This is a genomic window from Pseudomonas amygdali (assembly GCF_002699855.1).
In the GTDB taxonomy this organism is placed as follows: Bacteria; Pseudomonadota; Gammaproteobacteria; order Pseudomonadales; family Pseudomonadaceae; genus Aquipseudomonas; species Aquipseudomonas amygdali.
This window is the reverse complement of record NZ_LKBW01000001.1, coordinates 1-20,326: the sequence shown is the minus strand read 5'-3', so window position 1 is coordinate 20,326 and position 20,326 is coordinate 1. Positions and strand designations below refer to the sequence as shown.

At 59.8% G+C, this 20,326-nt stretch carries 14 protein-coding genes; 11 read left to right on the top strand and 3 right to left on the bottom strand.

Going from position 1 to position 20,326, the window contains the following annotated elements; genetic code table 11:
* Nucleotides 1-46: 46 nt before the first annotated feature.
* Both AO277_RS00080 and gshB read right to left on the bottom strand, forming a co-directional pair.
* Nucleotides 47-949, bottom strand: coding sequence for an energy transducer TonB (locus tag AO277_RS00080; RefSeq protein ID WP_044317461.1), 903 nt, complete (start codon nucleotides 947-949; stop codon nucleotides 47-49).
* Nucleotides 950-1,105: 156 nt separating this feature from the next.
* Nucleotides 1,106-2,065, bottom strand: coding sequence for a glutathione synthase (gshB, locus tag AO277_RS00075; RefSeq protein WP_044317462.1), 960 nt, complete (start codon nucleotides 2,063-2,065; stop codon nucleotides 1,106-1,108).
* A gap of 244 nt (nucleotides 2,066-2,309) precedes the next feature.
* On the opposite strand from gshB, the gene pilG reads away from it, so the two are divergent.
* The 11 genes from pilG to AO277_RS00010 all read left to right on the top strand — a co-directional run bounded on the left by pilG (nucleotide 2,310) and on the right by AO277_RS00010 (nucleotide 18,858).
* On the top strand, nucleotides 2,310-2,720 hold the full coding sequence (gene pilG / locus AO277_RS00070) for a twitching motility response regulator PilG (RefSeq protein WP_002551738.1): 411 nt from the start codon (nucleotides 2,310-2,312) through the stop codon (nucleotides 2,718-2,720).
* A gap of 46 nt (nucleotides 2,721-2,766) precedes the next feature.
* Nucleotides 2,767-3,132, top strand: a complete 366-nt coding sequence (pilH, locus tag AO277_RS00065) for a twitching motility response regulator PilH (RefSeq protein ID WP_044317463.1) — start codon at nucleotides 2,767-2,769, stop codon at nucleotides 3,130-3,132.
* Between the two features lie 14 nt (nucleotides 3,133-3,146).
* Nucleotides 3,147-3,686 (top strand): chemotaxis protein CheW, encoded by a 540-nt coding sequence (locus AO277_RS00060; RefSeq protein ID WP_044317464.1) that lies wholly within the window; start codon nucleotides 3,147-3,149, stop codon nucleotides 3,684-3,686.
* Nucleotides 3,687-3,734: 48 nt separating this feature from the next.
* Nucleotides 3,735-5,777, top strand: a complete 2,043-nt coding sequence (locus AO277_RS00055) for a methyl-accepting chemotaxis protein (RefSeq protein ID WP_044317465.1) — start codon at nucleotides 3,735-3,737, stop codon at nucleotides 5,775-5,777.
* 47 nt (nucleotides 5,778-5,824) lie between these two features.
* Nucleotides 5,825-11,785: an Hpt domain-containing protein gene (locus AO277_RS00050; protein WP_044317466.1), complete on the top strand. Its 5,961-nt coding sequence runs from the start codon at nucleotides 5,825-5,827 to the stop codon at nucleotides 11,783-11,785.
* Entirely contained in the window at nucleotides 11,778-12,248 is a 471-nt protein-coding gene (locus AO277_RS00045) for a chemotaxis protein CheW (protein WP_044317467.1), read from the top strand. The genes AO277_RS00050 and AO277_RS00045 overlap by 8 nt, the downstream gene beginning before the upstream one ends.
* A 124-nt stretch (nucleotides 12,249-12,372) precedes the next feature.
* Nucleotides 12,373-12,636 (top strand): transposase, encoded by a 264-nt coding sequence (locus tag AO277_RS00040; protein ID WP_371411859.1) that lies wholly within the window; start codon nucleotides 12,373-12,375, stop codon nucleotides 12,634-12,636.
* A 118-nt stretch (nucleotides 12,637-12,754) separates the two neighbouring features.
* Nucleotides 12,755-14,208, top strand: a protein-coding gene (locus tag AO277_RS29835) for an IS3 family transposase (protein WP_442757254.1) whose coding sequence is annotated in 2 segments (ribosomal slippage) — nucleotides 12,755-13,013 and nucleotides 13,013-14,208 — 1,455 coding nt in all. Because the reading frame shifts where the segments join, the coding sequence is not laid out codon by codon here.
* Nucleotides 14,209-14,496: 288 nt separating this feature from the next.
* Nucleotides 14,497-16,149, top strand: coding sequence for a Na/Pi cotransporter family protein (locus AO277_RS00020; RefSeq protein WP_044319996.1), 1,653 nt, complete (start codon nucleotides 14,497-14,499; stop codon nucleotides 16,147-16,149).
* 57 nt (nucleotides 16,150-16,206) lie between these two features.
* Nucleotides 16,207-17,583, top strand: a complete 1,377-nt coding sequence (locus AO277_RS00015; RefSeq protein WP_044319995.1) for a M16 family metallopeptidase — start codon at nucleotides 16,207-16,209, stop codon at nucleotides 17,581-17,583.
* Between the two features lie 96 nt (nucleotides 17,584-17,679).
* Entirely contained in the window at nucleotides 17,680-18,858 is a 1,179-nt protein-coding gene (locus AO277_RS00010; protein ID WP_044319994.1) for a DUF5924 family protein, read from the top strand.
* 4 nt (nucleotides 18,859-18,862) lie between these two features.
* Here the strand turns inward: AO277_RS00010 and AO277_RS00005 are convergent, their stop codons facing one another.
* On the bottom strand, nucleotides 18,863-20,104 hold the full coding sequence (locus tag AO277_RS00005) for a spore maturation protein (protein ID WP_044319993.1): 1,242 nt from the start codon (nucleotides 20,102-20,104) through the stop codon (nucleotides 18,863-18,865).
* Nucleotides 20,105-20,326 lie beyond the last annotated feature (222 nt).

The following is a 20,326-nucleotide window of genomic DNA, read 5'->3' as shown; positions in this document are numbered from 1 at the left end:
CTGACAACTGACACTTGTACGTGTCGAGTGTCAGTTTGCAAAAAATTCAATTACTCGACAGCTTGTCGCCGCGTGCAAATTTCCAGGTGCGGATGATCTCCAGCCTGTCGATGTCGGCCAGATCGCCGGTGAACGGCGCAAAAGGTGCCGCCAGACGCACGATTCGTTGTGCTGCCTGATCCAGCAAAGGTTGCCCTGATGATTCAAGCACCAGCACTTCATACAACGAGCCGTCGCGATTGATTGACACAAGAAGTCGCAAATTGCCGTAGATCTGCTTGCGTCGTGCTTCTTCAGGATAGTTCAGGTTTCCGACCCGCTCGACCTTCTTGCGCCAGTCGTCCTTGTACCAGGCACCTTTGTCGCGCATGGTCGAGGCCGCATTGAGGCGGTGGATCTTCGGACGCTTGGCGTAAAGCTGCTGCTCGGTCGACAGTTCGGCTTCCAGGCTGGCAATTTCATTGCTCAGCTCCGAGCTGTCAAAGGTCGGTGCGGCCTTGGTGGTTGGCTCGGGCTTGACTTCATCGCGCTTGGCGACGGTTTTCTGCTGGCTGGGCGCAGTGGTCGCGACGGCAGTCTTTGGCGCTTCCTGCTTGACCACCGGCTTGCTGGCCGGAGGCGGGGTGACTTTGTTGACCTTGGTGTCCTGATACGGCGCCAGTTCGGTGGTCTTGAGCGTTTCGGCCTTGTCCAGCGTGCCACTGCCCTGCTGATCGTCCTGTGCCAGGAAATCCGCCTGTTTAAGCTTTTCTTCACTTTTGAACGTAGCGAGGGTGATTTCCAGGGTCTGCGAGATCTGCTCCGGCTTTACATAGGTGAAACCCACGCCAAGGATCACCGCGAGGTGGACCAGCGCCGCGATCATCATGGTGAAGCCCAGGCGATCGGCAGGACGCACACCCATATTGGCGAGTTCGAGGGGAAGGTCGTTTCTGGCCATGGATGTCATTGGCGGTTCAGCATCTCGTCAGCCTGCATGTCAAAATCCGTGTCGTGTTACAGGTGGCGCATGATAACGCAATGTACGGCGAAGCTCTGTTGCGGATCAGACGAAGGGACGCCGCGGCGCACGGTTTGAACCGTGGTCAGCGGCGTCAGTCGTTGATCAGCCCTTGCGCGCCTGCAACTTCTTCTCGATCGCGTCCATCAGCAGCCCACCAATATTGGTGCCGAAGGCGTTGTCGATTTCGCGGATGCAGGTCGGGCTGGTGACGTTGATTTCGGTCAGGTGCTCACCGATCACGTCGAGGCCGACGAACAACAGGCCTTTTTCGCGCAGGGTGGGGCCGATCTGCTCGGCGATCCAGCGGTCCTTGTCGCTCAGCGGACGGGCTTCGCCACGCCCGCCTGCGGCCAGGTTGCCACGTGTTTCACCTGCGGCAGGGATGCGCGCCAGGCAATACGGGACTGGTTCGCCATCGACCATCAGGATGCGCTTGTCGCCGTCCTTGATGGCGGGCAGGTAGCCCTGCGCCATGATTTGCTGTGTGCCGTGGGCGGTCAGGGTTTCAAGGATCACCGACAGGTTCGGATCGCCCGCCCGATGGCGGAAGATCGACGCGCCGCCCATGCCGTCCAACGGCTTGAGGATGACGTCGCCGTGCTTTTCGGCGAATTCACGAATGATATCTGCGCGGCGACTGACCAGGGTCGGCGGGGTGCATTGGGGGAACAGCGTGGCGAACAGCTTCTCGTTGCAGCCACGCAGGCTCTGCGGCTTGTTGACGACCAGCACGCCTGCACGCTCGGCCTGTTCCAGCAAATAGGTGGCGTAGACGAATTCCATGTCGAACGGCGGGTCCTTGCGCATCAGAATCACGTCCAGGTCGTCGAGACCTGCGTCGACTTCGGCTTCGAACTCGAACCATTTGGCCGGATCGGCAAACACCTTGAGCGGCTTCATGCGCGCGCGGGCCTGGCCAGCGTCCTGATACAGGTCTTTCTGTTCCATATAGAACAGCGACCAGCCGCGTTCCTGTGCGGCAAGGAGCATGGCCAGCGAGCTGTCCTTTTTATAGGAAATGCGCTCAATGGGGTCCATGACAATCCCTAGGCGAACGCTCATGGGCAATATCCTCTGATCGGTAAGGGCCGCAACGGCCGTAAAATTGGCATCAGGGTGGCGTTCCGTTTGCTCCGGGTCAAGGGGCAGGCCCGCCACGGTGCGCTTTATGGATTGAGTCTGGAGAGTATGCTAAAAAGGCTCGGCATCCGGTTTTCGATCCTTGGGCATCAATGAAGCGATACCGTCAGGCTCCCAGTGCCTCGCAGAATGCGCAAAAATTCGCTGCGGCGATGGAAGAGCAGCTATGGAACAACACGCCTCAGCCTTGAAAGTCATGGTCATCGATGACTCGAAGACCATTCGCCGCACCGCCGAAACACTGCTTAAAAACGCAGGTTGTGAAGTCATCACTGCGATAGACGGTTTCGACGCGCTGGCCAAGATTGCCGATAACCACCCACGAATCATATTCGTAGATATCATGATGCCGCGTCTGGACGGTTATCAGACGTGTGCGCTGATCAAGAACAACCGCGCATTCAAGTCCACGCCGGTCATCATGCTGTCCTCCAAGGATGGTCTGTTCGACAAGGCCAAGGGGCGGATTGTCGGTTCCGATCAGTTTTTGACAAAGCCTTTCAGCAAGGAAGAACTGCTCAGCGCGATCAAGGCTCATGTGCCGGGCTTCGTTGCAGCAGAACAACACATATCATGACGCCCGCGCCCGATGTGGCGCGCTCGTAATCTGACGGGGAACACCCATGGCTCGAATATTGATCGTCGATGACTCGTCGACTGAAATGTACAAACTCACCGGCATGCTGGAAAAGCACGGTCATGAAGTGCTCAAGGCCGAAAATGGCGCTGATGGCGTGGCTCTGGCCCGTCAGGAAAAACCCGATGCAGTGCTGATGGACATCGTCATGCCCGGGCTCAACGGCTTTCAGGCCACGCGTCAGCTGACCAAGGATGCCGACACCAACATGATCCCGGTGATCATGATCACCACCAAGGATCAGGAGACCGACAAGGTCTGGGGCAAACGCCAGGGCGCGCGGGATTACCTGACCAAACCGGTGGATGAAGAAACCCTGATGAAAACCCTGAATGCGGTGCTGGTCGGCTGATTGCCGGAATCGCCATGGCCGAGCCACGTACTGCCTTTGAACTGCTTCTTGATATGGATCGACGCTGTCGTTCGCTGGCGGCGGGCCTGCCGCTGCAGGAAGCTCATCAGCAGGATTGGGTCGGCATCGGTTTCCGGATGGGTGAGCAGCGCTTCGTGGCACCTATCGGCGAAATCGCCGAAATCCTTCACGAGCCTCATCATGCGGTGATGCCGGGCGTGAAGTTCTGGGTGGCGGGTACCGCCAATCTGCGCGGCCGACTGTTGCCACTCATGGATTTATGCGGGTTTTTCGGCCACGAACTGACCCCCGCGCGCAAACAGCGCCGGGTGCTGGTTGTCGAGCACAACGATGTGTTCGCCGGTCTGCTGGTCGATGAGGTGTTCGGCATGCAACGTTTCAGTCAGTTGAGCCTCATACCCCAGACATCACAAGACATCGATCAAGGTATCGCGCCGTTCTTGCGCGGGCAGTTCATTCGCGAGCAGGCGTGGCAGATATTCAGTCCGTGGGCGCTGGTGCAGTCTGCAGACTTCATGGACCTGGCATCTTAGGCTCTGGTTTGTTTTGTTTCACAATTGATCCAGGCGGGGGCCTGATTAATGAGTAATACAGGCAGATCAAGGGAAGGCGCGCGCAGCCGGACGCAGATTATTCTGCTGTTTGTCGCGCTTATCGTTTTCATCATGTTGCTGTTCGCCAACTTCGCCTATCTCAACACTCAATCGAACTACGACAAACAGTACATCGGGCATGCTGGTGAGCTACGCGTGTTATCCCAGCGCATCGCGAAAAACGCCACCGAAGCGGCCGCCGGTAAAACCCAGGCGTTCAAGCTGCTGGCCGATGCGCGCAACGATTTCGACGTGCGCTGGGGCTACCTGAGAAAAGGCGATCCGGCCACCGGGCTGCCTGCGGCTCCTGATCTGATACGCGACGAATTGCGCACCGTTCAGCGCGACTGGGAAGGGCTGCGCAAAAGTACCGATGTGATTCTGGCCAGCGAACAGACGGTTTTGTCTCTGCATCAGGTGGCTGCGACACTGGCCGAAACCATCCCGCAGTTGCAGGCCGAATACGAAAAAGTCGTGGAAAGCCTTCTGCAAAGCCGTGCGCCGGCTGCGCAGGTGGTGGTTGCGCAGCGTCAGGCGCTGCTCGCAGAACGAATCCTCGGCTCGGTCAATACCGTGCTGGCCGGTGACGAAACAGCGGTGCAGGCAGCCGATGCGTTTGGCCGCGACGCCAGCCAGTTTGGTCGTGTGCTCAACGGCATGCTGGAGGGCAACGCCACGCTGCGAATCTCCCAGGTCGAAGACCGCGATGCCCGTGCACGGCTGGCGGAAATTGCCGAGCTATTCGAGTTTGTGTCCGGCTCGGTAGACGAGATTCTTGAAACCTCGCCCGAGCTGTATCAGGTGCGTGAGGCGTCCGGAAACATTTTCAACACCTCACAGACCCTGCTGGATGAAACCTCGGTACTCACCAACAGCCTGGAAAACATGGCCAAGCGCCGTACCGTGAATACCATCGGTGGCTATGTACTGGGCTTGCTGGCGCTGATGTCGATCATCCTTATCGGTCTGGTCATGGTCCGCGAGACCAACCGCCAGTTGCGCGAAACCGCACAGAAGAGCGAGCGTAACCAGACGGCGATCATGCGTTTGCTGGACGAGATCGAGAACCTCGCTGACGGTGATCTGACGGTGACGGCCTCGGTGACCGAAGATTTCACCGGCGCGATTGCCGATTCCATTAATTATTCCATCGACCAGTTGCGCGAGCTGGTGGTGACCATCAACCTGACGGCCGAACAGGTTGCTGCTGCCGTTACCGAAACTCAGGCCACGGCCATGCAGTTGTCTGCCGCCTCCGAGCATCAGGCGCTGCAGATCAGCGCGGCTTCGACGGCAATCAACGACATGGCAGCGTCCATCGATCAGGTGTCGACCAATGCATCGGAATCCTCGGAGGTGGCAGAGCGCTCCGTAGCGATTGCCAACAAGGGCAACGAGGTCGTACACAACACCATCCACGGCATGGACAACATTCGCGAACAGATTCAGGACACGTCCAAGCGTATTAAGCGCCTGGGTGAGTCTTCTCAGGAAATCGGCGATATTGTCAGTCTGATCGACGATATTGCCGATCAGACCAATATTCTGGCCCTCAACGCGGCCATTCAGGCTTCGATGGCCGGTGATGCCGGACGTGGCTTTGCCGTGGTGGCTGACGAAGTACAGCGGCTGGCCGAGCGCTCGTCGTCTGCCACCAAGCAGATCGAAACGCTAGTGCGGGCCATTCAGAACGACACCAACGAGGCGGTCATCTCCATGGAGCAGACCACCAGCGAGGTGGTACGCGGCGCACGACTGGCGCAGGACGCCGGGATAGCGCTGGGGGAAATCGAAGGGGTTTCCCGAATGCTGGCCGAACTGATCGAAAGTATCACCGATGCCGCTCACCAGCAGGCCGAGTCGGCCGGTCAGATTTCACAGATCATGACTGTCATTCAGCAGACCACCTCGCAGACCACCTCGGGCACCTCGGCCACGGCCGAAAGCATCGGCAATCTGGCAAAAATGGCCAGCGAAATGCGTCGTTCGGTATCGGGTTTTGCCCTGCCGTCATCGAAGAAAGCCGGATGATGTACAACCAATGAACAACCTTGATTGGGTAACAGGCGGTACTCGTCATGGCTGATCGTCACGATTACGTGGCCCTTGAATGGCTTAAGGGCGAAATCGCCGAAACGCTGCGCCAGGCCCGCAACGAGCTGGATGCCTTCATCGAAGACCCGGCCAACAGCGCGGCGATGGCCGAATGTCTGAACCTGGTGAATCAGGTTCACGGCAGCCTGCAGATGATCGAGTTTTACGGCGCGGCGTTGCTGGCCGAGGAAATCGAGCAACTGGCGCTGGCGGTCCAGCAGAACCGTGTTAGCCATCCGGCGGAGTCCGAGCAACTGCTGATTCAGGCCATGAGTCAGTTGCCGGTTTATCTGGAACGTATCCACTCTGCGCGCCGGGACCTGCCGTTGGTGGTGTTGCCGTTGCTCAATGACCTGCGCAGTGCGCGGGGCGAAAGTCTGCTCTCGGAAACCAGCCTGTTCGCCCCGCAACTGGTCGTCGTTCCTGCGCTCGATGACCAGGAACTGGCGCGGCGCAATACCCCTGAATTGCCCAACCTGCTGCGCAAGCTGCGTCAGACCTTGCAGGCGGCGCTGGCGGGCCTGATGCGCGAGCAGGGCGTTCAGACCCAGCTCGGTTACATGGCCAAGGTGTTTGCCCGGCTGGAGCAGTTATGCGAGGACGCGCCGCTCGGTCCGCTCTGGCGAATCGCCTCGGCGCTGGTCGAAACCATGCTCAACGGCAACTTCACCAACAGCCCGGCCCTGCGCAGCCTGCTGAAGGATGCCGACAAGGAACTCAAGCGGCTGGCCGAGCAGGGCGTGACCGGCATCAATCAGCCGGCCCCCGAAGAGCTGCTGAAAAGCCTGCTGTTCTACATCGCCAAGTCCGACAGCCTGGCACCGAAGATGCTCGACCTCAAAGACCAGTACGCGCTGGCCGATGCCTTGCCCGGCAACGATGTGGTCAACGAAGAGCGCGCACGCATGGCCGGGCCGGACCGCGACGCCATGCGCTCGGTAATCGTAGCCCTGTGCGAAGGGCTGGTCCGGGTCAAGGAACGGCTCGATGTGTTCGTGCGCGGTGACCGCCAGCATGTCAGTGAACTCAACGCGCTGCTGCCGCCGCTGCGGCAGATCGCCGATACCCTTGCAGTGCTTGGCTTCGGCCAGCCGCGCAAGGTGATCATCGATCAGCTTTCTGTCGTTCTGGGGCTGGCGCAGGGGCAGCGCGAGCCCAGCGACGGCGCGCTGATGGATGTTGCGGGCGCCTTGCTCTACGTCGAATCGACCCTTGCGGGCATGGCCGGGAGCAACGAACAGGCCAGTCGTGAAGAAAGCCGCCTGCCGACCACTGACCTGACGCAAATTCATCAACTGGTGATTCGCGAAGCCCGCACGGTGTTGCAGCAGGCCAAGGACGTGATCCTCGATTACATCGACGGTGAGTGGGACCGCCAGCGGCTCGACCCGCTTTGCGCGCTGATCGTGCAGGTTCGCGGTGCGCTGGCGATGATCCCGCTGGCCCGTGCTGCCAGCCTGCTGGCCGCCTGCAACGAATACATTCAGGAACACCTGCTGGTGGACGAAACCCGTCCCAGCTGGGTTCAGCTCGATTGCCTGGCCGATACAATTACTGGCATCGAGTATTACCTGGAGCGCATGCTCGAAGACCATGAAGCGCCGGGTGATCAGGTCCTCGACATGGCTCAGCAAAGCCTGGCGCGGCTGGGCTATACGCCCGCTGCCGACACCCTTGAAGTGCCGCTGCTGGAAGAAATCATCACCCAGGATGAGTTGCTGGAACTGGATGATCGCAAGGCGCTGGTCAGCCCTGCGCAAACCATTGCTCAGGTCCTTGCCAGCCCGGTGTCGGCAGTCAATCCGCCTGCCCGCAACGTACCCACCAGCCTGTTGCCGCCCTCGGCAGACGAAGAGGCGGTGGACGACGAGTTGCGCGAAGTCTTTCTGGAAGAGGCAGACGAGGTGCTCGACGCATTGCGCGAGTATCTGCCGCGCTGGTTTGCCTCACTGGGCAGCGGCGGCCATTGGGACAGCACCGCACTGACCGAAGTGCGCCGGGCGTTTCATACCCTCAAGGGCAGCGGCCGGATGGTGCGTGCGCTGATTCTCAGCGAACTGGCCTGGTCGGTGGAGAACCTGCTCAACCCGGTGCTGGAAGGCGATGTGCTGCCGGGCCTTGAAGTTCAGCAATTGATGAGCGAAGTGCTGACGCTGCTGCCGTCGGTGATTCGCGATTTCGCCGAGGATGCGCAGCGCCTGCGTAACGATGTCGACCTGCTGGCGGCCCGTGCCCATGCGCTGGCCAATGGGCTTGAGCTGCCGGTACTGCCTGCAGCCCCTGACCCAGTACCAGGCGAAGCGCTTGATCCACAATTGCTGGAAATTTTCCGTCAGGAAGCGCTCGGGCATCTGAATACCCTGGGTCGCTTCCTCGACAACGCGGAACAATCGGCATCGCCTTCGATCAGCGACGCTGTGCTGCGTGCGCTGCACACCCTCAAAGGCAGCGCACACATGGCCGGCGTGTTGCCGATTGCCGAGCTGGCCAGCCCGCTCGACCAGTTGGTGCGTGAATACAAAGCCAACCTTATCGACATCGGCGCGCCCGAACTCGCCCTGCTGCGCAGCGCAGAACCGTTGTTGCACAGCGGGCTCAAGCAACTCGACACAACCCCGCTGGCAGCCATTGCGGGTGCTGCGCAGCTGATCGAAGCGGCTCTGGCGCTGCTCAACGAGCGCCTCACCGTGGTGCTGCGCGAGTCGGACAGTGGCCTGCGGATCAAGCGCAATCCCACGCTGCTTGCCGGCTTTCTGGCCGAAGGCATGGACATCGTCCTGGACGCGGAAAACCTGTTGCGGCGCTGGCGTCAGCACCCCGGCGAACGTCAGGAACTGAGCGCGTTGCTCGATGAACTGACCACGCTGGGGCACGGCGCGCATCTGGCCGATCTGCCGCAGGTCGATGAGCTCTGCGAAGCCTTGCTCGACCTATACGGGGCGGTCGAGGAAAGCAGCCTGGCGGTCAGCGAACGCTTTTTCGATGCAGCAGAGAGCGCCCACGAAGCGTTGATCAATATGCTTGATCAGGTGGCTGCCGGTCAGGACGTCGAACCACGTCCCGAGTGCGTGCGAGCCTTGAACCAGTTGCTGGATCAGGCGCTGGACCCTTCAGCGACCGGACTGGTCAAGAGCGATGGCCACCGGACCCTGAGCGTTACCGAGCTCAACGCGGCCACCGAGCAATTGGCCAGTGAGGCCGAGCACACTGAAACTGCCGGCCCGGACGACGAGATCGTCGAGATATTTCTGGAAGAGGCCGTCGATATCCTCGACAGCGCCGGTCAGGCCTTACAGCGCTGGCTGGCTGATCCGGAAAACTCTGCGCCGCTGGCCTCACTGCAGCGCGACCTGCACACCCTCAAGGGCGGCGCGCGGATGGCCGAGGTGGCCGAGGTGGGCGACCTTGCCCACGAACTGGAAAACCTCTACGAAGGCTTGATCGACCGGCGCTTCAACCATTCGCCAGCGCTGGCCGAACTGCTGCACGAGAGTCACGACCATCTGGCGATTCTGCTGGAGCAGTTGTATCGGCAGGAAGCGCTCAGTGATCCCTCGGCCTTGATCGAAGCGCTGGGCCGCTGTCGTACGCTCGAGAGCTCAGGGTCTGATGTGCAGGCACCGCCAGCGGCCAGCGAAGATCTTCCCGAACATGACACCGAGCTGCGTGAAGTCTTCCTTGAGGAGGGTTTCGATATCATCGAAAGCTCGGGCGCTGCGCTGGCCCGCTGGCAGGCCGATCCGCACAACCTGCTGGAAGTCGAAAACCTGTTGCGCGACCTGCACACCCTCAAGGGCGGTGCGCGGATGGTCGAAATCGCCCCGATAGGCGACCTCGCCCACGAGCTGGAAACGCTTTACGAAGGGCTTTCTGCCGGCAACCTGCAGCCTGCGCCATTGACGATCAGCCTGTTGCAGAGCGGTCACGATGTGCTGGCCGATATGCTCGACGCAGTGCGTAACGAAAAGCCGCTGCCTGATGCCTCGCTGCTGATTGAAAGCATCCGCAGACTGGCCAGCGATGAACCGGTGGGCGAGCCGGTGGTTGCGCAAGCCTTTGAAACCGGCCCGGAATCGGTGGTGGCCGTCGCGTCTGCTGCTGACGGCGAGGTCGAGCGCAGTGGGCCGGAAATGGTCAAGGTGCCCGCCGAGCAACTGGAAGACCTGGTCAACCTGGCCGGTGAAACGTCTATTTTCCGTGGGCGGATCGAACAGCAGATTCTGGATTCGCAGGTCGCGCTGCTGGAAGTTGAAACCACTATCGAGCGGATGCGCGATCAATTGCGTCGCCTGGATATGGAAACCCAAGGCCGTATTCTCAGTCGCGAGCAGGTTCAGGCCGAGCGGCTGGGTTATGAGGAATTCGACCCGCTGGAAATGGACCGTCATTCGCAGTTGCAACAGTTGTCGCGTGCGCTTTTCGAGTCTGCCTCCGACCTGATGGACCTCAAGGAAACCCTCGGTGCGCGGGCCCGCGACGCTGAAACGCTGCTGTCGCAACAGGCCAGGGTCAACACCCAGTTGCAGGAAGGCCTGATGCGTACGCGCATGGTGCCGTTCGAGCGCCTGGTGCCGCGTTTGCGTCGCGTGGTACGCCAGGTTGCCTCGGAGCTGCACAAGAAGGTCCATTTCGAGGTCGGTAATGCCGACGGTGAAATGGACCGCAATGTGTTGGAAAGGATGGTCGCGCCGCTGGAACACATGCTGCGCAACGCTGTTGATCATGGCTTGGAAAGCACCGAAAAACGCATCGCTGCCGGTAAGCCGGAGCAGGGCCATATCAGCCTTGAGCTGATGTACGAAGGCGGCGATATGGTGATCGAGTTGAGCGATGACGGCTCGGGTGTCGACCTGGCAGCGGTGCGCCGCAAGGCCATCAAACGCGGCATGATCCATCCGGATGCCGATCTGTCCGACCATGAGGTTTTGCCGTTCATTCTGCAGGCGGGGTTTTCCACCAGCGAGATCATCACCCAGATTTCCGGACGTGGCGTCGGCATGGATGTGGTGCATGCCGAGGTCAAACAACTGGGCGGCTCGATGGTCATCGACTCGGTGCCTGGCATGGGCACGCGCTTCCGTATTCGCCTGCCTATTTCGGTGTCGGTTAACCGTGCGTTGATGGTGACCTGCGGCGAAGAGCAATACGCCGTGCCGCTCAATACCGTTGATGGCATCGTGCGCGTCATGGCCAATGAGCTGGACGGCTATTACCAGACCAGCCCGCCGCGCTATCAATACGGCGGACGCAGCTACGAGCTGCGTTATCTGGGCGAGTTGCTGGGCAGCAGTCCACCCAGGCTTGCCGGGCAATTGCAGCCGCTGCCGGTATTGCTGGTGCATTTGCAGGATCAGTGGGTGGCGGTGCAGGTCGATGCGCTGGCAGGTTCACGCGAAATTGTGGTCAAGAGCCTTGGTACGCAGTTCTCAAGGGTGCAGGGCATTTCCGGTGCGACCATTCTGGGTGATGGGCGTGTGGTGCTGATTCTCGACTTGATGGCGCAGATTCGTACCTTGCAGGGCTTGCCTTTCAGAGGGTTGGCGCCTGTCTACCACGAAGCCGAGCACGCCAGGCCGTTGCTGGTGATGGTGGTGGACGATTCGGTGACGGTACGCAAAGTCACCAGCCGGTTGCTTGAGCGCCACGGCATGCATGTGCTGACCGCCAAGGACGGGATTGACGCCATGACCCTGTTGCAGGAGCACACGCCTGACATCATGCTGCTGGATATCGAAATGCCGCGCATGGACGGCTTTGAAGTGGCCAGCCAGATCCGCCAGGACGAACAGCTCAAGGAACTGCCGATCATCATGATCACTTCCCGCTCGGGCCAGAAGCACCGGGATCGGGCCATGGCGGTGGGCGTCAACGAGTACCTGAGCAAGCCTTATCAGGAAACCGTGTTGCTGGAGAGTATTGCTTACTGGAGCCAGATCCATGTCTGAAGGTACGTTCCAGACCAGTCGCCTGACCAGCCTGACCGGCCTGCTGCTGCCGTTGAGTGACCGGCATTTGCTGTTGCCCAACGTCGCGGTCGCCGAGTTGATCGACTACCAGGACTGCAGCGCGGAGCCGGGCGCTCCCGAGTGGTATCTGGGACCTATCAGCTGGCGCGAGCTGACCTTGCCGCTGCTCAGTTTCGAAGCCGCCTGCGGAGGCCGCAGCCGCGTGGGTGGTCGGGCCCGGATTGTAGTGCTCAATGCACTGGGCGGGCGTAACGACGTCAGGTTCATCGCGTTGCTCACCCAAGGCATTCCGCGCTCGTGCAAAGTCGACAGCCAGTTGAGCTACGTCGACGTCCCACTGGCCGAACTGGAGCTGGCTGCCGTACAGATCGGCGAAACCGTCGCGCGCATCCCCGACCTGGAAGGGCTGGAGCAGTGGCTGGTGGATGCAGGGCTGTCATAGGTAAAGAGGGCGCAGAGCGTCCAGAACGGCATGCGACGCGGAGCGCCGCACGATAGTTACAGGATTATCGTTCCTCACGCTCTGGTATGACCCCCGAAGGTTGGACGCAACCTTTGGAGGCGTCATGGGTAAATATACAGTGCAGGCAAAACTCGCAGCCGTGAAAGAATATTGTGCCGGCAAGGCAGGGTTGAGGGATGTTGCGCATCGCCACGATGTGGACTTTTCCTGTCTTCGTCAGTGGGTCGCGGCTTATCAGATCCACGGCCCAGCGGCTCTTAAAGAGAAAAAGCGGCAGCGTTACAGTGACGAGTTCAAGCTAGCTGTTTTGAAGCGCATGCAGGGAGTATCAGTTTTTTTGTGTTCGGGCTGGTTAGGGCCTGCCTGACGGCAGGTCCTGTCTTCGTCAGTGGGTCGCGGCTTATCAGATCCACGGCCCAGCGGCTCTTAAAGAGAAAAAGCGGCAGCGTTACAGTGACGAGTTCAAGCTAGCTGTTTTGAAGCGCATGCATGATGAGCGATTATCACTGCGCCAGACAGCGGCCTTGTTCGATATCCGTCAGTTCGGCATCATCAATCTATGGCAGCGCCTTTTTGACGAAGGTGCGCTTAACGCCTCCTCAAAGCCCCCTGAGAAAGCTGGACGCCCAAGAAAGATGACGACGACCCTTCCCCCTGTGAATTCCGCTCCAGTCGACGATGAATCGCGTTCGCGTGACGAGTTGCTTGCCGAGGTGAAGCAACTGCGGATGGAGGTCGATTATCTAAAAAAGCTCGATGCCTTGGTTCAGAAGAAGCAACGAATAGCGCAGCAGAAAAAGCGCAAATCGTAATAGAACTGACGCCTTTGCATTCTCTGGACGGCCTGCTGAAGTTTGCCTGTCTGGCACGCAGCACTTTTTACTATCAACAAAAGGTACTGCTGGCAGACGACAAATACGCAGGGCTGAAGGACCTGATTCAGGCAACGTTCTACGAGCATAAGGGCCGGTATGGCTATCGTCGCATCACGGCAGTCTTGCGCAGGGCGGGCCATCTTGTGAACCACAAGACGGTGCAGAAACTAATGGGGCAGCTAGGCCTGAAGAGCCTGATACGCGTGAAGAAATACCGTTTCTACAAAGGCGAAACAGGTAAGGCCGCGCCTAACCTGCTAAAGCGTGATTTCAAAGCGCAATACCTTAATCTAATGGGGCAGCTAGGCCTGAAGAGCCTGATACGCGTGAAGAAATACCGTTTCTACAAAGGCGAAACAGGTAAGGCCGCGCCTAACCTGCTAAAGCGTGATTTCAAAGCGCAATACCTTAACCAGAAATGGGCCACCGACGTGACCGAATCCAAAGTAGGAGGCCAGAAACTCTATCTGTCGCCGATCATGGATTTGTTCAACGGCGAAATCATTTCCTATGCGATTGCCAGGCGCCCGCTGTACTCCATGGTCGACGAAATGCTTGAAGGAGCATTCACGCGGCTTGGTCAGAAATGGGCCACCGACGTGACCGAATTCAAAGTAGGAGGCCAGAAACTCTATCTGTCGCCGATCATGGATTTGTACAACGGCGAAATCATTTCCTATGCGATTGCCAGGCGCCCGCTGTACTCCATGGTCGACGAAATGCTTGAAGGAGCATTCACGCGGCTTGGACCGGATGAAAAGCCGATTTTGCATTCTGACCAGGGCTGGCAATATCGGATGCCTATTTACCAGCGACTGCTCCATGAGAATTCGATCACAGCCAGCATGTCGCGCAAGGGTAACTGCTATGACAACGCGGCTATAGAGAGCTTTTTTAGCACGCTGAAATCCGAATTTTTCTACCTGAACAAATTTAACGATCTGGATGAGCTTCAAGCGGGTATCGAAGAGTACATTGAGTATTACAATCACTCACGCATAAAACTGAAGCTTAACGGCCTGAGTCCTGTGGAATTCAGGATGCAGGCCGCCAAGGCAGCGTAAGTGGATAATTGTCCAACCTTCGGGGGGCATACCAGAGCGTGCGGAACGATAATCCCAACTGTCGTGCCGAAGTTCTTCAGCCATCGTGCGACGCTCCCGCGTCCGGTCTTGCATTTGCGGTGCGGATTTATGACACTTTTATTTCAATGAATCCCACCCTGTGCGATGCTGGCGCCAAGGCTAATAGCCGACTAAAAGCTTAGTAGAGCGTTACACCCTTTCCCCGCTCGCTACATGCACATCTTTCAATTCATCGCCTGAACGGGCAAACCTCAGGGGGCTTTCAGCATGCTGACCCTGCTCGATTTGCTATCTGCCGTCGCCCTGCTGATCTGGGGCACGCATATCGTGCGCACTGGCATCCTTCGTGTTTACGGTGCACAACTTCGTCGTTTACTCAGCCAGAACATGTCCAAGCGACCACTGGCGTTCATCGCCGGCATTCTGGTGACAGCCATGGTGCAGAGCAGCAACGCCACCGCCATGCTGGTGACGTCGTTTGTCGGCCAGGGGCTGATGACGCTGGCGCCTGCGCTGGTGATCATGCTTGGCGCCGATGTCGGCACCGCCCTGATGTCTCGCGTGCTGACCTTCGATCTGTCATGGCTGTCGCCGTTGCTGATCTTCCTTGGCGTAGTGTTTTTCCTGTCGCGCAAGCAGACCCGTGCCGGTCAGTTGGGACGGGTCGGTATCGGCCTGGGCCTGATCGTGCTGGCACTGCAATTGATCGTCGCAGCGGCTGCACCGATCACCCAGGCGGCCGGGGTCAAGGTGCTGTTTGCCTCGTTGACCGGCGACCTTCTGCTGGATGCGCTGGTCGGTGCCATGTTTGCGCTGATCTCCTATTCCAGCCTCGCGGCAGTTCTGCTGACGGCCACCTTGGCGGGCACGGAAGTCATTGGCTTGCCGGTGGCGATCGGCCTGGTGATCGGGGCCAACATCGGCAGCGGCCTGCTGGCCTTTCTCAGTACCAGCATGCAGAACGTCGCCGGTCGGCAGGTGGCGCTGGGCAGTCTGTTGTACAAGCTGTTCGGCCTGTTGCTGATCTTTCCGGTGCTCAACCCGCTGGTTGCCTGGATCGACACGCTGGGCTTTCGTCCGCAGGAGTTGGTGATTGGCTTTCACCTGATCTACAACACGTTGCGCTGCCTGATCATGCTGCCTACCGTTGGCCCAATGGCGCGGTTGTGCGCGGCCTTGCTGCCGCAGCAGAACGAGGTCGGTGGCCTGGCCAAACCTCGCCATCTGGACCTGACCGCACTGTCGACGCCCAGCCTGGCACTGGCCAACGCAGTGCGAGAAACCCTGCGCATGGGCGATTTGATCGAGAGCATGCTGGGCTCGATGCTGGCGGTGCTGCGCGGCACGCAGACGGCGGTCACTCAGGAAGTGCGCCGCCTCAACGATGACGTGGAAGCGCTCTACAGCGCGATCAAGCTATACCTGGCGCAGATGCCGCGTGAGGATCTCGGCGAGCACGATAACCGGCGCTGGGCAGAGATCATCGAGCTGACCATCAATCTGGAACTGGCCAGTGGCCTGATCGAACGCATGCTGCGCAAGATCCAGCAGCAGAAGACCTCGCACCGCCGCTCATTCTCGGAAGTCGGCCTGGAAGAACTCGCCGATCTGCAGATCCAGTTGCAGTCGAACCTGCGTCTGGGGCTCTCGGTGTTTCTCAGCGGTGACGAGGAAAGCGCGCGTCAATTACTGCGTGAAAAACGCCGTTTTCGAGCCCAGGAACGCCGTCTGGCGCATGCTCACGTCAGCCGCCTGCGGCAGAAGGTTGTGCAGAGTATCGAGACCAGTTCGCTGCACCTGGAACTGATTGCCGACATGAAACGCCTGAACTCGCTGTTTTGCAGCAGCGCTTATGTGGTACTGGAAACGGCCGACACCGGGGCCTTGTCGAGCGAGAGCGAGCCCGAACGATCACTATGAACGTAAGGGCCGAGGTGAAGTCTGTTAAACATACCGGCCCGCCAGGAAAGCTGTTTTATGCGTTGCCTGCTGTTCGCTTGTCTGCTCCTCGGTTCACTCCCTTCGTTTGCCCTTGACCGCCTTCAGGTCGAGGGCTATCTGCTGCCCAATGGTTTGCAAGTCCTTCTCAAGCCCGGCTCCGAAAAGGGTCACGTCGCCATCCGCCTGGTGGTGGGTATCGGCTTCGATGACTTCCCGTGCCAGGACAAGGAGCTGCCGCACCTGCTGGAACACTTGCTGTTCAGCGGCGTGGATGACAGCGGTGAAGGGGGGCTGGAGGAGCGCATGCAGGCACTGGGCGGCGAGTGGAACGCCTTCACCAGCAACGCCGATACCACCTTCGTGATCGAAGCGCCTGCGCGCAACCAGCGCAAGGTGCTCGACCTGCTGCTGGAGATCATGACCAGAACCGAGCTCAGCCAGGCACGACTGGACGGCGTCAAACGAGTCGTAGAACGAGAAGATGGCGGGCACTTTTCACACTTGCAGCGCCTGCTTGACCGGCGTGACTCGGGGCGCAGCGCCAGCAGTCAACTGGCGGTGGAGCTGGGCCTCAAATGCGCCGAGCGTCCTGAAGTGGATGGTATCAAGCTGGGCCATATCGAAGACGTCTTCGCCAACTGGTACGCGCCCAATAACATGACGCTGATCGTGGTTGGCGATCTGGACAAGCTGTTGCCGGCCTATCTGGAGCGCACTTACGGCAAACTGGCACCCACCGACCCCATCGATCACCCGCCGCTGGCGCAAAGCACGGGTTCAGCCGAGCCGCGACGCGAGCTTGAGCGCGGCGGGCTGGGCGAGAGTGCCAAGCTGCACCTGATCTACCCCGAGCCACAGCTCGACGACCAGCACGACGAAACCTGGGAGCTGGTCAAAGCCTATCTTGACTGGACGCTCTACACTGAGCTGCGTCTGAAACACAGCTTGTCGTACGGTCCTTCTGCCGAGCGGGAAGTGTTCGGCGATGTCGGGTTTTTGAGCCTGAATGCCGATGTCGAACGTGACGATGCCGATGAAGCCGAGCGGGACATCCGCAGTTTGGTCGAGCGCCTGCAAAAAGAAGGCATGCAGCCCGCTACATTTGCGCGGTTGCAACAGCTCGCCATCGACCGGCAATCGTGGGCCACACAAGCCAATAGTGCGCTGGCCGACTATTATTGGAGCGCGCTCAATGATTACGAAAACGGGCGCTTCGAAGACCCGGCCAAACGCATCAAGGCGGTGAAACTGGAGACAGCCAGTCAGGCCATGCGCCAGCTGCTCGCCCAGCCGGGCTACATGCGAATTGAAAAGCCTCTGTTCAGTTATGACGGCCTGTATTGGCTGATTGGTGGGGTGCTGGGCCTGATAGCCTTGTTGGCCATGTGGCGCTGGCGTGTACGCAATAAATAGAATGCTGACGCCGAACTGCATTGGTGGTGTTGGCTGCGCGCCGCGCTTGTTACGCTGCGCGGTTTTTTGTATGAACAGAACCGAGTGAACCCCCGAATGTTTGACGTGAACCGCTATGTGACGCCCGTGCTCAACTTGATGCAGCGCTATCCGGGGCTCATTGCGGCGTTTGGTTTCGTTTCAGGTATCGCCAGTTTTATCCTGGTTGACCGCCAGGCAGGGCTGGCCACCTGGATCGCCGTGGTGATGCTGATCAGCTGGCTGTGGCTGATGGTCGAAAACACCATGGTCGGGCTGCTCAACAAGGCGCTGGGCCGCGAGATTCCGCAGGGTTTGCTGCGCTACGGCACGCAGATGATCCATCAGGAAAGCCTGTTTTTCGTGTTGCCGTTCTTTTTCATCACCACCACCTGGAACAGTGGTCAGGCGGTATTCACTGCGGTGCTTGGCGCCGCCGGGCTGATCTCGATCATCGACCCTCTCTACTACAAGTGGCTGGCGCCCAGACGCTGGCTGTTCATGACGTTGCACACTCTGACACTGTTCGCGGCACTGCTGACCGCGCTGCCGATCATCCTGCACCTGACCACCGCCGAGAGTTACAAACTGGCGCTGGGCGTGGCGATGCTGCTGTCGGCACCCAGCCTGATGTCGAACTTCCCGCTCAACACCTGGCGCAGCGCACTGGCCGTGATCAGCATCATCCTGGCCATCGGCGCGGCGGGCTGGTTGCTGCGCTCCTGGGTGCCGCCTGCGACGCTCTGGTTGACCGAAGTGGCGGTCAGCCCGGACTTCGATAACAAGAACCGCACACCAGGCGACAGTATTTCGCTGATCAGCGCCAAACATCTGCGCAACGGCGGCCTGTATGCGTATACCGCTATCAATGCGCCGCGCGGTCTGGACGAGCGTATCTACCATGTGTGGTGGCATGAAGGCGAAGAGATGGACCGGATCGCGCTGGACATTCACGGCGGACGCAAGGAAGGCTATCGCGCCTGGACACGCAAACAGAACTTCCCGGAGGACGTGACAGGGCGCTGGCAGGTGAGGGTGCTGACCGAGGACGGCCAGATGATCGGCGTGCTGCGCTTTGTGGTCACTGACAACGATCAACCGGCCGTGAAACGACCTACAGGCCGGATAATCAAACTCAAGCCGGGCGGCGACTCGGCTGAGGAAGCCACACCTGAATCTGCACCCGCCGATCAGCCGAAGCAGGAAAAGCAGGAGGCAGCGCCTGCGGAATCTGCACCTCAGGCTCCGGCGCAGTGAGCTATCAGGAAGCGGTCGCGCCGAAGAACCAGTAGCAGACGAAGATCGCGGCCACCACACCGGCAAACTCGGCCAGCAGTGCGCAACCCACCGCATGGCGAGCGCGCTGAATGCCCACGGCGCCGAAGTACACCGCGAGCACGTAGAACGTGGTTTCGGTGCTGCCCTGAATCGTTGCGGCGGCCAATGCCGCGAAGCTGTCGACGCCCTGGGTCTGCATTGTTTCGATCAACAGGGCACGGGCGGCGCTACCGGAGAAGGGTTTGACCATCGCGGTCGGCAACGCATCGACGAAGCGTGTATCCAGCCCCAGCCACTGCACCACATGCCGAATGCCTTCCAGGCCAAAGTCCAGCGCGCCGGATGCGCGCAGTACGCCCACTGCGCAGAGCATGGCGACCAGATAAGGCAGCAGGCTCTTGGCCACGTCGAAGCCTTCCTTCGCACCTTCGACGAAGGCCTCGTAGACCAGCACCTTGCGTAGCGTGCCGATGATCAGAAACATCATGATCAGGCCGAACAGCGTGAGGTTGCCCAGAATCGACGACAGACCCGCCAGCGCAGCCGCCGACAATGTGCCGAGAAAGGCCATGAAGGTGCCCAGCAGCAGGGCGCCGGGGATGAGGTAGGCGAGCACCACCGGGTCCCACAAGCGCAGACGCTGCATGAACGCGACCGACAGCAGGCCGACGATGGTCGAGACACTGGTGGCCAGCAGGATCGGCAGGAATACCAGGGTCGGGTCAGGCGCACCCTGCTGGGCGCGGTACATGAAGATCGTCACCGGCAGCAGGGTCAGGGATGAGGCGTTGAGCACCAGAAACAGGATCTGCGCGTTACTGGCGGTGGTCTTGCTCGGGTTGAGTTCCTGCAGCGAACGCATGGCCTTCAGACCGATAGGCGTGGCGGCGTTGTCGAGCCCCAGCGCATTGGCGGCGAAGTTGAGGGTAATCAGCCCCAGTGCCGGGTGGCCGGGCGGCACTTCCGGCATCAGGCGCAGAAACAGCGGGCCGAGAACCTTGGCCAGCCAGTCAACGATGCCCGCCTTTTCGGCGATGCGCAAAAAGCCCAGCCACAGCGTCAGTGTGCCGAACAGCAGCACCATTACCTCGACCGACAGCTTGGCCATCGCGAAGATACTTTCGACCATCGCCGCAAAAATGCCGGCGTTGCCCCCCACCAGCCACTGCACCAGCGCGGAAATCGTCGCCACGACAAAAAAACCAAGCCACAGGCCATTGAGCATCGGATAAGTCCCTCACAAGATGCGGCGATGATAGCGGCGAGGTGCGCTGGAGGGAAATCGGCGGAGGCCGTACGGCGCAATCAAGAGCGGACGCAGAGCGTCCAGAACGGCATGCGACGCGGAGCGTCGCACGATAGTTGAATGGTCGTTCCTCACGCTCTGGTATGCCCCCCGAAGGTTGGACAATTATCCACTTACGCTGCCTTGGCGGCCTGCATCCTG